Raw genomic sequence first — 13,881 nt, 5'->3', positions numbered from 1 at the left:
TTCCTAAAATGAATAATGGCCAAAGAGCGTGCGAAAAATCTCTTTGGCCATTATAGGCTCTTTGTAAGAATTAAAGTTTTATCGGTAGCGCAGATGTCTGCTATCAATCTTTGCACTAATCGGATATACATCTTTATAAATATCAATTCCCGTTTGTGCCAGTGGTATTCCGGCCATTGTTGTTTCAGACCCTTGGATACGGATATTCTTTTTATGATCTATACTGACAGTTGCCCAGATAGGATCCTGATAGACCAATGTTCGTTTTAAAATACCATGTTTTTTATAGAAATCCGCATCAAACGCTTTGCTTTCAAATGTATCACCCGCCCAGTAATAGGAGGCACTATTGATTTGCACATAATGAATGCCATTAATCTCGTTGTGATAATTGAGGTGATGATGGCCAGTAAGAACAAGTAAAATTTTATTGAATCCAGCTTCAATATTCATTTGTTCCAATAGATACCTCACTGCCATGCCATTTTCAAGTCCGCCGTCTTCGTTGTCCAAGCCTTGATGACAAAAGATGATAACCCGCTTTTTAGTATTTCGAATATCTTTTTTTAACCATTCCAGTTGTTGTTGACCGATACTGCGGGGATAACCTTCAATTTTTTTTGTCAGGCTTTGCTCGTTGCCATCCAGGATGACAAAATGAAAGCCTTGTTTATCAAAGGAATAGTAAGGTGCGGGGCTATTCCAAAAATCGGTGACCTGTTGTTTTGTGAAGCCGCCGTCTGTATCGTGATTGCCGATTACAAAGTGCCTTTCCCCTGTAAAGCCATCCCAAATAGCCATTAATTCTTTATTCTTAGCCTTTGGAAAACAAAAGTCGCCCAAGGAAATAATAAAGTCGGGGTTTTCATTTTTCATTGCTTCGATAAAAAGTTTGGCCCGACGTAAACCATCGTGCATAAGATCGTGATGAAGATCTGCAATCACGCCAAATTTAATGCCCTCAGCTTTGAACACATGGTCTGTTGTCGACGCAATAGACGTACTGGCAAGACTCTTGTTGACTAATATGCTGCCTAAGCCTAAACTTCCCAGTTGGATAAATTTTTTTCGGTTGATCATACTTTTTTGGTAATACAGATTTAATTAAATACTGCCTAGCTGAATCGTTTGGCCTTTTTTCAATTTAATATATTGGATATCATTGTTTTTTGATAACTGTTTTTTACTTGACAGATCCTGAAGATCTGTCTTTTCAAAAATCCGGAAGACACCATTCTGACTGGCAGTTACGCGCAATGATGTTAGTTTTCCGCCGTTCTTCTCAGCACTGACAATAAATCCACCCGCAGTTCTCAGATTTTTAAAGGATACGTTTTTCCAATCCTCAGGCGTGGCCGGAAAAACTTCGATATAATCATTTTTGCTCTGAATTAATAATTCGTGAATACCCTGTGCGAAGGCAAAATTACCCTCCAGCGTAAAAGGGCGATAGGTAAAATCAGAATACTGCCCCCCATTTTGGTCACCGTTTAAGTGAAAGGAATTTATGGAACAAAAATTATGGGCAAATTTCTGTAAGTTCACAACAGCCTGTTTACTTTGTTTTGCTCTTGCATGGAGACAAGCCATCCATGAAAAGGAATAGCCCACCCAAGCCCTTGTGCCCAATTGCTCTAAATGGGAAAGCGATTTTTCGATCAACGATTTGTCCCGGGCGTTATTGATGTCAAGTATTCCCAATGGGTAAATAGCCATATAGGGTGACATGTGTCTATGGGAATGTTTCATCGGTAGGTCAACCGCGACTTGCAGGCCGGTTTCATCCGTCGCAAAATTAGGCAATTCGGCACTGTATCTAGCCCATTCTTTAGCCGCTTCGGGTTTACCATTTGCGTTGCTGACCTCTGCGGCGATATCGAATAAGTAATGTGCCAGGCTGAGATCAAAATTTGTCCAGCGCTCAAACCAGGCCTCCCTGCTGTTGTCATTGTATTCCGGACTACTGCTTAGGGGGAGATAACGCTTCCCATCTTTGAGATAAGTTATATTTTTTAAATAGGTTGCCGCTTCAGTGATATAGGGGTAAGCTTGCTCTTTTAAGAAATTGCGGTCCATTCCATATTTCCATTGCCAATAAAAATGTTGGGCTGTCCATGCACTGACTGTGGGGGATAAGGAGTATTGGATCCAGCCACCCATCGGGTAGCCATTCAATGTCAGCACACCCGGAATATTTAATCCGTCGACAGCAAAGTATTGCCGGGTATAGGCAAGATTCTTCGGCCTGATTTTCCATAACCAATCCGTATAACTTTGAGCCGCATCCATTCGGTTGGCGGTGTACGCTGGCCAATAGCTCAATTGCGTATTGAGATCGTTATGAAAATCCCCTTTCCAGGGTGGTAAGCCCCCGTTGTCGGCGGTCCAAACGGCTTGAAGTGTAATCGCTGGCGCACCTTGGCGTGCCGTAGCTCCTAATTTATAAAGTTCCAGGTAATATTGCCTTTCGAGGTCTTTTTCAGGAATGGAAATAGTCGATTTAGACCAATAGTTTGCCCACCAGGAAATATGGCTTTGTTTTGCGGCTTCATACTGTTTGATCGAAATGGGCTGTACTTTGGCTTTTTGATCGTTACTGATGGTCCAGTAGCCTATAAGCTTGTTCGGAGACATTTTTTTCCACTGCAATACAACCTCAAAAAAATGATGATCATAGGTTTCCTGATGCAGTACCTGAGCGTTTTCGGTTTTAACAATGTTCCCTTGTTTGTAACCCAGTCTGGTTAAGCTCTGGCCATCAACTACGCTTTTTTGCTCATCCGCCTGTGTGGTATTTTCGTATTGATGTGGGACAAGCTGCGGTGCAAGATCATCGATGTTTTTACCCGTAATTTCGAAGTACCCCATTGGTCTGGTGGCATGTACATAAGTAATAAGGGTTTTTCCATCGTCAAATTTCAATGTATGTACCGCACTTTGCAGATCCAGTACATTGGAAACGACGTTTCCGAATTTTGCTGCATCAAAGATCATTGCCGCTGCCGGAAGTTTGGTCGGATAAGGGGAGCGGTCATAAGGGGAATCTCCCCATTGTTGAGCTGCCTGATAGCTGTTGTTTTGTAGCTGTTGCTGTACCCATTTAAAATCATGTTTTTCTATCTCAAATGCTTTGCGTTCATCCCAAAGATCCGCCCGATCCAGAGATAAGCGGATGGTATTGTCTTTTTTCCAGATTAACGCACCCAATTGGCCATTGCCTAAGGGGATAGCCTCATCCCAGCGAGTTGCCAGATTCGTAAAATTAAGATTGTAACCGGTGGATGGCTGTCCAACAACAGGACCGGTCATGAGAAATAAAAGAATGAGATAGCAGTATTTCATAATTTATATGGATATGGTTTACAAATTTAGTGCTCAACAGCACAAATAGCTGACACTATTTAGGCTTTTTTAGAGCTTATTTTGCCTTTTTTGTTTCCGGCATGCCGTCTAGCAACTTTGCCGTCAAAAATGGCTGAATGCGGCAGTATTGCTAATTATTGGTTAGAAACGCGGATCAAATGGATCGAGTCAATAACGCATGTCATCCGAACTCCAGATTAAAAGTAGATAAAGTGATCGCTTCTTAAGTTTCCGTAACTAAAATGTTATCCATGGCTAATGAAGCCCAAATGGCGCTAACAGCGGCAAAAATAGAGAATGTATTGGGAGGAGGTAATATAGTTTATGTTTCTGTTAATCTAGTTTTAGTTTATCCCGTCGTTCTTCTTTAATTTTACTGACGTTAGCTATCAATGCCTGTTTCGGCTCGCTGATATGTATTCCACTAGCTCAAGCATTGGAATAGCTGCACAACAATTATAAAATAAACCTAATAACTGCATAATATTGAATCGACCTTATTGCTATGAATAGAAAATTAATGGTGTTAGCATTATTGGCCTTAATTATCGCCTGCTTTACAATATTTACATTTGGTAAAGAAGAAACAGTAGACTTTAGTGCAGATGTCAAACCGATATTAAATAAACATTGCATTGCCTGTCATGGTGGAGTGAAGAAAAATGGGGGGCTTAGTTTTCTTTTTGAAAATGAAGCTTTTGCCAAAGCCGAGTCTGGCAAACCGGCAATTATTCGGGGGGATGCGGAGCATAGCGAGTTTATGAAGAGATTGGTTTCTGATGATCCTGAATTGCGCATGCCTTATAATGCGCCAAAACTGAACGATGACGAAATTGATATTTTAAAAAAGTGGATCGACCAAGGTGCAAAGTGGGGTAAGCATTGGGCTTATACTTTACCCGAAGATGTCGAAGTGCCGAAACCATTTTCCCTGGCAGGACTTTTTGGCATAAAACCGAAAGGGGTGAATAACAACATCGACTATTTTGTGCAGGCCAAATTAAAGAACAAGGAGCTCTCTTTTTCGGATGAAGCCGATAAGAGCACTTTGTTGAGAAGACTTTATTTGGACCTCATCGGCATAACACCGACCTTAGATGAAATCAGCGCATTTATCGAGGATGACAGCGATGATGCCTATTCCCGTAGAGTTGATAGCTTATTGGCTTCCTCTAAATACGGTGAAAAATGGGCTAGTTGGTGGCTGGACATGGCACGCTATGCCGATACCAAAGGATACGAAAAGGATGGGTCACGTAGTATCTGGTCCTATCGGGATTGGGTGATCAAAGCCCTGAACAAAGATATGCCATACGACGAATTTACCATTGAGCAGCTGGCTGGAGATCTTTTGCCTCAACCGACCAAAGATCAGCTTATCGCGACGGCGTTCCACCGGAACACCATGAATAACGATGAGGGCGGAACGGATAGTGAGGAGTTTAGGATGGCGGCTGTCCTGGACCGTTTAAATACCAGTTATCAGGTATGGTTGAGTACAACATTTGAGTGTGTGCAATGTCATAGTCACACCTATGATCCTTTTAAATTTGAGGAATATTATAAATCGCTGGCATTTTTCAACAACACGCGAGATGAAGATACACAAGGTGATCATCCAAAACTACGTTTTTATACGGCACAGGACGAAAAACGTGTCGATAGCATCAAGCATTGGTTGACAGCCAATGGCGATGGAAATGCGGTAAAATCTGCGGATCTGTTCCTACATACGCTCGAGCCTAAGATTCATGCCCATTATAGCGATCAGATTGTAAACGGTGCTTTGTATGATACAAAATGGCTTGGTGTACGCAGCAGTGGATCAGCCCGTTTAAAAGCAATTACCCTGGATGGCAAAAGGCAGCTCTTCATGAATTTCTGGACAGATGCAGTTGGCGGAAAAATGGAAGTGCATCTCAATAAACCTAATGGGCCTTTGCTAGCCAATATAGATTTACCCAAAACCTCGGGCAGACAGGTTATTCAGGCAGCGATAGCACCGACAAGCGGTGTACACGACCTTTTTCTGGTATTTAAGAATCCAGCAGTTGCAGCTGGTCAACCGATTTGTATGATTGAATGGTTTGCTTTTCGGGAGGACTTTCCGGTTGGAAAACCCTCCGAAAATCTTAACCTTCAGCGAACTTTTCTCCAGCTTGTCAATCTGCAGCCCGAAAGTGTGCCCATTATGATTGAAAATCCGAAAGAAATGCATCGGAAAACGAATGTATTCATCCGGGGTAACCGGCTGTCTCTGGGGGCAGAAGTACAGCCCATGGTGCCTGAATCGCTCAATGAATTTCCAAAAGGTGCTCCCCGAAATCGCATGGGATTTGCGCAGTGGATTGTCAGCAAAGAGAACCCATTAACTGCGCGGACCTTGGTTAACCGTGTTTGGGCACAGTTGTTTGGCCGCGGACTGGTGGAACCATTGGGTGATATGGGGACACAGAGTATACCGCCAATTCACCGTGAATTATTGGATTATCTGGCCCTGGATTTTATGAACGGAAAAAAATGGAGCATGAAAAAATTGGTCCGTGAGATTGTCCTTTCAGGTACCTATAAGCAGGCTTCAACGCTAAATGGTGATAAAGTGGAAAAAGATCCGCAGAACTATTATTTGGCGAGAGGGCCGCGGTTTAGGCTTTCCGCGGAGCAGATTCGGGATCAGGCGCTAGCCGTCAGTGGCTTGTTAAGCAATAAAATGTATGGACCGAGTGTCATGCCCTATCAACCGGATGGGGTGTGGATGACCGTATACAGCGGTGAGTCCTGGGTCAAGAGCGAAGGGGAAGATCAGTATCGACGTGGCGTTTATACCTTTTTGAAACGCACGAGCCCTTATCCGTCCTTTGTTTCCTTCGATGCATCCAGCAGGGAGGTATGCCTGGTTGATCGCATACGGACAAATACGCCGTTGCAGGCTTTGGCCACCCTCAATGACCCCGTGTATCTGGAAGCGGCAAAGCATTTAGGAAATATCATGCTGCAGGAAGGAAAAGGAGATACAAAAAAGAGCATCAGTGCCGGTTATCGAAGGGCAATGCTCAAAGAAGCCGATCCCAGGAAGATCGCCGACCTTGAGGAACTCTACAAAAAAGCACTCTTGGAATTTAACAAAGCGCCAGCATCTGCAGCGAAATATCTGGGCAGCGATTTGGCAAAGGAAAATACAAAAACAATATCATCCAAAGCTGCTTATATGTTGGTTGCAAATGCATTATTGAACCTGGATGAATTTTTAACGAAATCCTAGGGGAGAGATTCAAAATACATGCTGGTAATAAAACCCCGGGGAGCTGAATCAACCGGGAATCGGGATAAACAATAGATATGGTAGAATTGGTGCCATGCAAAAAGAGCTACATGAATGAAAGATCTGAATAAATTAATAGAAGAAGCACAGCAATCTGAATTGAAGGCTGTGACAAGAAGACATTTTCTAAAAGATTGTGTTGCTGGTATTGGCGGCATTGCATTGGGAAGTCTTTTGGCAAGTTGCGGAGGATGGAACACATCCGGATCAAAAGGCAATTTGGATCTGAATGCTTTAAATCCGTTGATTCCTAAATCGCCCCATTTTCCCGGTAAAGCCAAAAGTGTAATCTATTTACACATGGCGGGAGCCCCCTCGCAGCTTGAATTGTTTGATTATAAACCTGCACTGCAGAAATTACATAATCAACCCTGCCCACAGTCCCTTTTGGCCGGAAAGAAATTTGCCTTTATCCGCGGGGTACCTAAAATGCTGGGACCACAGGCGACTTTCAAACAATATGGTGAAAGTGGAGCTTGGGTATCCGATCATTTACCTCATTTTAGTCAGGTGGTTGATGACGTCAGTTTTTTGAAAGCTGTCCATACGGATCAGTTTAACCACGGACCGGCACAGCTGTTTATGCATACCGGAAGTGCCCGATTGGGGCGTCCAAGCATTGGTTCATGGGTGACTTATGGCCTAGGCTCAGAAAACAGCAATCTACCGGGATTTGTGGTATTGACTTCTGGGGGTAAAACGCCGGACGCCGGAAAGAGTGTCTGGGGAAGTGGTTTTCTACCATCGGTCTACCAGGGGGTGCAGTGCCGTTCAAAGGGAGACCCTGTATTGTATATTGCTGATCCTGAAGGAATGGACCGGGACATGAAGCGCCATCTTATCGACGCGATCAATAATGTCAACAAAACGGAGTATGACACATTTAAGGACCCTGAGACACTTTCACGGATTGCGCAGTATGAAATGGCTTATAAAATGCAGGTCGCCGTACCCGAAGTGATGAATATCAACAATGAACCTGCTTATATCCATGAATTATACGGTACCGAACCCGGAAAAGAATCTTTCGCCAATAACTGCCTGTTGGCCCGCAAGCTTGTGGAACAGGGGGTGCGTTTTGTGCAATTGTTTGACTGGGGCTGGGATAGTCATGGCACAAATGCGGCAGACTCCATAGATCTTGGATTTCGAAATAAATGCCGTGAAATTGATCGCCCGATGACGGCACTGATCCTGGATCTGAAACAACGGGGCTTATTAGAGGACACATTGGTCGTCTGGGGCGGGGAGTTTGGACGGACGCCAATGCAGGAGAATCGTGATAATAGTGATATGCCATTCCTTGGAAGAGATCATCATACGGACGCCTATACCATCTGGATGGCAGGTGGAGGCATACGTAACGGCATCAGCTACGGGCAAACGGACGATATTGGTTTTGCAGGTGTTGAAGGAAGGGCTTCCGTACATGATGTGCATGCCACCATGCTCCATCTTCTGGGATTTGACCACGAAAAATTTACCTATGAATTTCAGGGCCGACCATTCCGTTTGACGGATGTGGAAGGCGAACTTATACAAGCTATTATTTAACGAATGAAACGATTTCTAGTATTAATCCTTCTGATGGCCAATTTTTATACACTTCTGGCACAGCAACAAGAGAAATTACACATTAAGTACTATTGTACCAATTGGGGAAATACCGATTCCTGGGACCGCTTTTGTGAACGCGTGAAAAATGCGGGCTATGATGGGGTAGAAGCCTGGCTCCCCGGGGATCAGAAAGAACGAAAAGAAATGATTGATGCCCTGCAAAAATATGGTCTGCGTTTAGGGCTTCTTTCCGGTGGTTCCGGAGTTTCATTTGACCAGTACCGCGAAAGTTTTAAACGTAATCTGGAAGAAGCCGCAAGCATAAAGCCGGATTATATCAATTGCCATACAGGTAAAGAATATTACGCGTTTGAACAGAATAAGCAATTGATCGATATTGGTCAGGTGATTATGGAAAAATGGCGTATTCCGGTTTACCATGAGACACATCGTGGCCGATTTAGCTTTGCGGCCCACCTGACCAAAGATTATTTAACAAAAATCCCCGCTTTAAGGCTTGCTTTGGATATTTCACACTGGTGCAATGTACATGAGTCTTTGCTCGCTGACCAAGCTGAAGCGGTTTCTTTGGCACTCGCCCGGACAGAACATATCCATGCCCGGATCGGACATCCTGAAGGGCCTCAGGTCAATGACCCCGCGGCACCGGAATGGAAAAGTACGGTCAGTCAACATCTGGCCTGGTGGGATCAGATTGTCGCCCAACATAAACAAAGCGGAGCAAAGGTATTGACCATTACCACGGAATTTGGTCCGGCAGGTTATTTGCCTACACTGCCTTTTACACAGCAGCCGGTGGCAGACCAATGGTCCGTAAATGTATATATGTTGAATTTACTCAAAGACAGGTATAAAGAATGATGGTTTTTCTTGAAGAATTGATGGCCTTTTTGGGACGGTTTCATCCCATCTTAGTGCATTTACCCATCGGAATTTTATTGATTGCATTTGTGATGGCATTTCTGGAACTATTCAAAAAAGAAAATCCATACCTGTCGGCGATTAGATTGTGCTTGTTATTGGGCAGTATAGCTGCCATGTTTGCTGCTCTTTCGGGATTTCTGCTTTCACGCAATGGCGGTTATGAAATCGACGTGCTCAATTACCATCAGTGGCTGGGAATTGCCGTCGCCGTATGTAGCCTACTGCTTTATTTCCTGTACCGCGAAAAAAGCGGAGCGCTACAATGGGCAAGAAAAATCCTACGGTTTCGTTTTTGGCTATTTTTGATCCTGGTTATATTATTGGGAGTCACAGGACACTACGGCGGTACCTTAACGCATGGCAAGGGTTATTTTCTTGAAGCCATGCCACAGGCGATGAAAAAGACTTTTGGTGTGGAGGAAAGCAACGACGAGCTTTTAATTGTTGAGAATGTACAAGAGGCTGCCGTATATGACGGTATTATACAACCTATACTCAAACAACGCTGTCAGAGCTGCCATGGTGATCGGAAACAGGAGGGAGGTTTGGCCTTACAGACAAGGGAAAGTCTGTTAAAGGGGGGTGAAAATGGAACGGTGCTGAAGGGTGGCAATTCGAAAGAAAGTGAATTGTATGCGCGACTGATATTGCCGGAAGGACACAAAAAAAGAATGCCACCAAAGGGGCGTACACCGATCAGCGTCGATCAGATCAAATTAATTGCATGGTGGATTGATCAAGGGGCGAGCTTCGATAAAAAAGTGAATCAACTTACACAGTCGAAGGAAATTGCAGCAATATTGAAAAAACTTGAAACAGGAGAACAGGAGGCCTCGCAGGTATTGTATGCGGATTTTCCAAAGGCACCCGATTTACCAAAGGATAAAGTTGATGCCTGGCAGGCAAAAGGAATCAAAATCATTCCTGTGGCTAAAGAAAATAATCTGGTGCTGGTCAATGCCATCAACTATCCACAGTTTAATGATAAGGATCTGCAGGAACTGTTGGCCATTAAAGAGAATATCGTTCAACTGAAGCTTGGGCATACCGCCATCACTGACCAGGCATTTTCTACGATAAAATCCATGCCTGTCATCTCACGTCTGCATCTCGAGAATACAAAAGTTTCCGACAATGGCCTATCCCAATTGAAAGGACTGCAAAAATTGATCTACCTGAACCTGGTGGGGACAAAAGTAAGCGCAAAGGGTCTGTCGAATTTGAAGGATATCCCTAGCTTGAAAAATGTATATATCTACCAAACGGGCGACCGGGACAGTGTGGCCTTAAAAGCATTACAGGGTAAGGTGCGCATCGATACAGGTAATTATCGGTTACCATTTATCGCTACGGACACGGTAAGGTTCTAAGAGGATAAAAGGAGAGACCAAGTCGTTTTCCCCATCGATTATAGTGCTGCTGAATAGATACTTAGTCTATGCTGTAGCATTACTTAGTCAATAATAAGGGTATTGGAAACTTGACTTGCCGATAGTGCAGCGATGTGATTGAATGGTGATAGGGTGTCTGATCTTTTCGGACACCCTATTTTTTATGTGTTGGGTATAAATATTACGGGTTATTTTCCGGTATTTTCCAATAAGGTGATTGCATCGTAAAGTACGCCAGCCTCGCCTCTAAAGGTTCCCGAACCTTCAGGTTTATTGTCTTTCGTATACCATTCGTAGAAACCTTTATTTTTAATGACACGCGCCAACATGGGCTTGATCTGCTCATAAGCTTCCTGCTGGAAGCCATTTTTAGCCAGTTGTTGGATCATTCTCCCTCCAAACCAGGTCCAATCTCCGCCATTTTGATAACCATACGGATACATGCCTTTATTTTTGAAAAAACCAGCCGGATAAGTCGGATATACGGTTAATCCAATGGTGGCTGCTCCGGCATCTTTTACATTTTTGATCATCTTGTCCAGGGAAGTTTTGATCTGCTCTTTGCTAAGCAGGTTTGCCTCAATGGCAATGGCTGTTCCGCCGTGATAGTAGATTTGGTTTTCATCAAAATCTTTTGGAAATGGCGACCCGTTGATATAGATGTGAGGGATGAATTTTTGATTTTTATCGTCCCAAAGATGTTTCATGGTATTGCTGGCAATCGTGGTTCTGACCTTACTCCATTTTTCTTTTTTATCAGGGAAAAGATCAATGTAATTGTCCAAAGCAATTAAAAACATGGCATTATCATAAATATCCAGGGCAATATGAGAGTTTTTGTCCAAATGGACCCCCCAATCGTGTTCTGGCTGCACATCACCCCAATCGACCGTTGTGGCCCCCCACAATAGACCATAAGTGGCATTATAACGTTTGTCCATTAAAAATTGCAAGGCCTGTTCCATCCGGTCTTTCACTGTCGTTTCGCCTATTTTTTGTGCGAGAAAAGAGCTGTCCTTAGTGGCTACGATATATTTGTGAACTGCCTGGATCAAGGATGTTTCCTGATCGGTTTCAACCGTGTTTTTATGTGCGGCATATTCCGGAGCCAGTGGATTAGTGATGGTATAATAGTCGGAAACACCATTCTTTAAACTGGATTTTTTGACAAAACCGTCTGCGATATTACCATCAGCTTCCTGTAATTTAAAAAATAGTGCCAATTGATCTTTGATCTGCTCGTGGGGGTGCACTTGGCTTGCTAAGGTAATAAAGGTATTGTAATCCCTGATCCATACTTCACTATAGCCGTCACCTGCATTGAATCCTGCTTTGATAACCTTGCCTGCCATATCTTTGACGAGTTGGAAGCTACTATCCTGTGCCACATTTTGCTGTGTGCCGCTTCCTGTGGATTTGTTGCTACCACCGTTGCAGGATAATAGCAGCAAGGAAGTAGATAACGCGAAACATAAATTTCTCATGATGCTGTTTTTTTCTATCGTTGTGTACCTATTATTAACATTTATGGTCTTTGACAAAAGACTGTATTACTTTTGCCTGAGCAGTTCCCAGGTTGCGGAGCGAATAGGATTTCGCAGCTGCGGGAACGGCGAAAGTTTCGGCATAATGGAAGATTTTTTTCATGCCATTGGCAGTTGTCAGTTCTACCGCTTCCCCTTCAACGAGCATCATAATATGGCATTGCCCCTTTGTCTCAATCTTCACCTCGTCTGCAAATTCGTACCTGTAAACATCATAGAAATGATCTTCATGCGTTGGCAAATGCACTTTTGATGCTTGGGCATCGAGTGTATAAACCTCTGGTTGGGACAGGAGCGTATCTTTGACGACATCGCCCTTTCGGTTAAAATTAAGATTGGCGAAAGCCCTGTCGATATTTAATGGACGTGGCTTACCGTCTAAATCGGGGCGTACCCAGTCGTACATCTTAAACGTGTAGTTGTAGGGAGTGGCGCTGATCTCCAGTACAAGGTTATTCGTCCCGGAAGAATGCACCGTACCGTGGGGAATTAAATATAACTGATGCTTTTGCGATTCAAATTTTTGGACGTACCTGTCAATGGCGATCGGTTCGCCCGTACGGAAGCTCTGTTCAAGAACAACACGGAAGTTTTCCGCATCGATATCCTCCTGAAATCCCAGGTAGACCTGTGCATCGCCCTTTCGGTCCACAATGTAATAGGATTCGTCTTGAGTGAAATTTTCTCCAAATTCGGCTTTGGCATAACTTGGACTAGGATGGCACTGAATGGAAAGATTGCCGCCATCAAAAGTGTCCAGAAAGTTAAACCGGATTGGAAACTCAACGTCAAAACGTGGCTGCGCAGCGCCCAGGACATTTGAACTTTCCTGAAACATCAGTTGATCAAAAGAAATTTCGAGCACTAGCCCGTTATTCTCAAGTAAAATGCCGTTTTCGGGAACAATCATTTCAAAAGACCACGCATAATTTTTAACCTGTTGATCAATACCCGTTAAATGTTCCTTCATCCATTGTCCGCCCCAGACTCCGGGTTCGAATGTTGGTCTTACCCGAAAGTAATTTTTAGACATTACATGCAAAGTCGCTTTTAGATCATTTCCTAAGATCCAAGGTAGATTTTCAGCGGATTGCTGATCGGCAAGAATCTCCACGCGTGCTAATATCGTCCGTTTATGTCGGTTTAGGAGTTCCCAATCGACAAAGTAATACCGTTTATAAAGCTCTTTTTGATCGCTTTGTTTTGCACAGGCCAGATTCCCGGCCAGTCCAGCACGCATCCGTTGGATTAGTATATTTTTGGGCAGGTCGATGTACATCACCTGACTTGATACCTCAAGGAGCGCTGCTCCGGGGCCATAAAAAATAAGATACTCACTGTCGGTGGCCTGTTTTAGCATTCCCTGCAGTGCAGCCAATTTGACTGTATCAAAGTATGCGATCAGTTCGAGTGGTGTTTTTTTTCCGAATAATGGATCATTACCGCCAAGATAAGGAGCTACTTTCTCCTCGATTGCTGCTTCAGGGAGCAATGCTGTTTCCATGGAAACAAATCGCACTGTTAATCCCCGCTTAACAAATTCCTGCTGGATATGCTTTATTGGTGTTTCCCAATTTACGCCAACAAACCCATCTATGCAGTGTATATGATTTTGGATCAGGTGATCGACCAACTCATCATAAGAGTTGGACAATTTGCCCTGAACTGGAAATGTAGGTAAGATGTCGTATTGAAAAGATGTCGTTTGAGTATTGGAATACATAAGATGTTATTTATTGCGTATGTAAAAAAAATGACT

Annotated in this window: 8 protein-coding genes; 4 read left to right on the top strand and 4 right to left on the bottom strand. The window is 43.6% G+C overall.

What is annotated here, in order from left to right:
• Positions 1-78: 78 nt before the first annotated feature.
• The gene (locus DCO56_RS01995) at positions 79-1,080 is read right to left on the bottom strand and encodes a metallophosphoesterase family protein (RefSeq protein ID WP_108632080.1); all 1,002 of its coding nucleotides are present in this window, start codon (positions 1,078-1,080) and stop codon (positions 79-81) included.
• A gap of 24 nt (positions 1,081-1,104) precedes the next feature.
• Entirely contained in the window at positions 1,105-3,342 is a 2,238-nt protein-coding gene (locus DCO56_RS01990) for a glycosyl hydrolase family 95 catalytic domain-containing protein (RefSeq protein WP_108632079.1), read from the bottom strand.
• 526 nt (positions 3,343-3,868) lie between these two features.
• Here DCO56_RS01990 and DCO56_RS01985 point away from each other — a divergent pair.
• From DCO56_RS01985 to DCO56_RS01970, 4 genes are all read left to right on the top strand, one after another.
• A complete protein-coding gene (locus DCO56_RS01985) occupies positions 3,869-6,625 on the top strand; it encodes a DUF1553 domain-containing protein (RefSeq protein WP_108632078.1) in 2,757 nt (918 codons plus the stop codon).
• Positions 6,626-6,739: 114 nt separating this feature from the next.
• Complete coding sequence (locus DCO56_RS01980) at positions 6,740-8,239, top strand: DUF1501 domain-containing protein (protein ID WP_108632077.1); 1,500 nt, start codon at positions 6,740-6,742, stop codon at positions 8,237-8,239.
• A 3-nt stretch (positions 8,240-8,242) separates the two neighbouring features.
• A complete protein-coding gene (locus tag DCO56_RS01975; protein ID WP_108632076.1) occupies positions 8,243-9,124 on the top strand; it encodes a sugar phosphate isomerase/epimerase family protein in 882 nt (293 codons plus the stop codon).
• Complete coding sequence (locus tag DCO56_RS01970; RefSeq protein WP_245935760.1) at positions 9,121-10,557, top strand: c-type cytochrome domain-containing protein; 1,437 nt, start codon at positions 9,121-9,123, stop codon at positions 10,555-10,557. The genes DCO56_RS01975 and DCO56_RS01970 overlap by 4 nt, the downstream gene beginning before the upstream one ends.
• Positions 10,558-10,766: 209 nt before the next feature.
• Here DCO56_RS01970 and DCO56_RS01965 read toward each other — a convergent pair whose 3' ends face one another.
• On the bottom strand, positions 10,767-12,062 hold the full coding sequence (locus tag DCO56_RS01965; protein WP_108632075.1) for a glucosidase family protein: 1,296 nt from the start codon (positions 12,060-12,062) through the stop codon (positions 10,767-10,769).
• Between the two features lie 34 nt (positions 12,063-12,096).
• Positions 12,097-13,845: a class I mannose-6-phosphate isomerase gene (locus tag DCO56_RS01960; protein ID WP_108632074.1), complete on the bottom strand. Its 1,749-nt coding sequence runs from the start codon at positions 13,843-13,845 to the stop codon at positions 12,097-12,099.
• Between the last annotated feature and the right edge of the window lie 36 nt (positions 13,846-13,881).

Origin of the sequence: Sphingobacterium athyrii, assembly GCF_003071065.1 — a bacterium.
Classification (GTDB): Bacteria; Bacteroidota; Bacteroidia; order Sphingobacteriales; family Sphingobacteriaceae; genus Sphingobacterium; species Sphingobacterium athyrii.
Note: the sequence above shows the minus strand (reverse complement) of the source record. Positions and strands in the feature narration are given on the sequence as shown.

Bases quoted from the DNA above. Each gene is read 5' to 3' on its own strand.
- DCO56_RS01970 (WP_245935760.1), top strand. From the start codon at position 9,121: ATGATGGTTTTTCTTGAAGAATTGATGGCCTTTTTGGGACGGTTTCAT.
- DCO56_RS01980 (WP_108632077.1), top strand. From the start codon at position 6,740: ATGAAAGATCTGAATAAATTAATAGAAGAAGCACAGCAATCTGAATTG.
- DCO56_RS01985 (WP_108632078.1), top strand. From the start codon at position 3,869: ATGAATAGAAAATTAATGGTGTTAGCATTATTGGCCTTAATTATCGCC.
- DCO56_RS01975 (WP_108632076.1), top strand. From the start codon at position 8,243: ATGAAACGATTTCTAGTATTAATCCTTCTGATGGCCAATTTTTATACA.
- DCO56_RS01965 (WP_108632075.1), bottom strand. From the start codon at position 12,062: ATGAGAAATTTATGTTTCGCGTTATCTACTTCCTTGCTGCTATTATCC.
- DCO56_RS01960 (WP_108632074.1), bottom strand. From the start codon at position 13,845: ATGTATTCCAATACTCAAACGACATCTTTTCAATACGACATCTTACCT.
- DCO56_RS01995 (WP_108632080.1), bottom strand. From the start codon at position 1,080: ATGATCAACCGAAAAAAATTTATCCAACTGGGAAGTTTAGGCTTAGGC.
- DCO56_RS01990 (WP_108632079.1), bottom strand. From the start codon at position 3,342: ATGAAATACTGCTATCTCATTCTTTTATTTCTCATGACCGGTCCTGTT.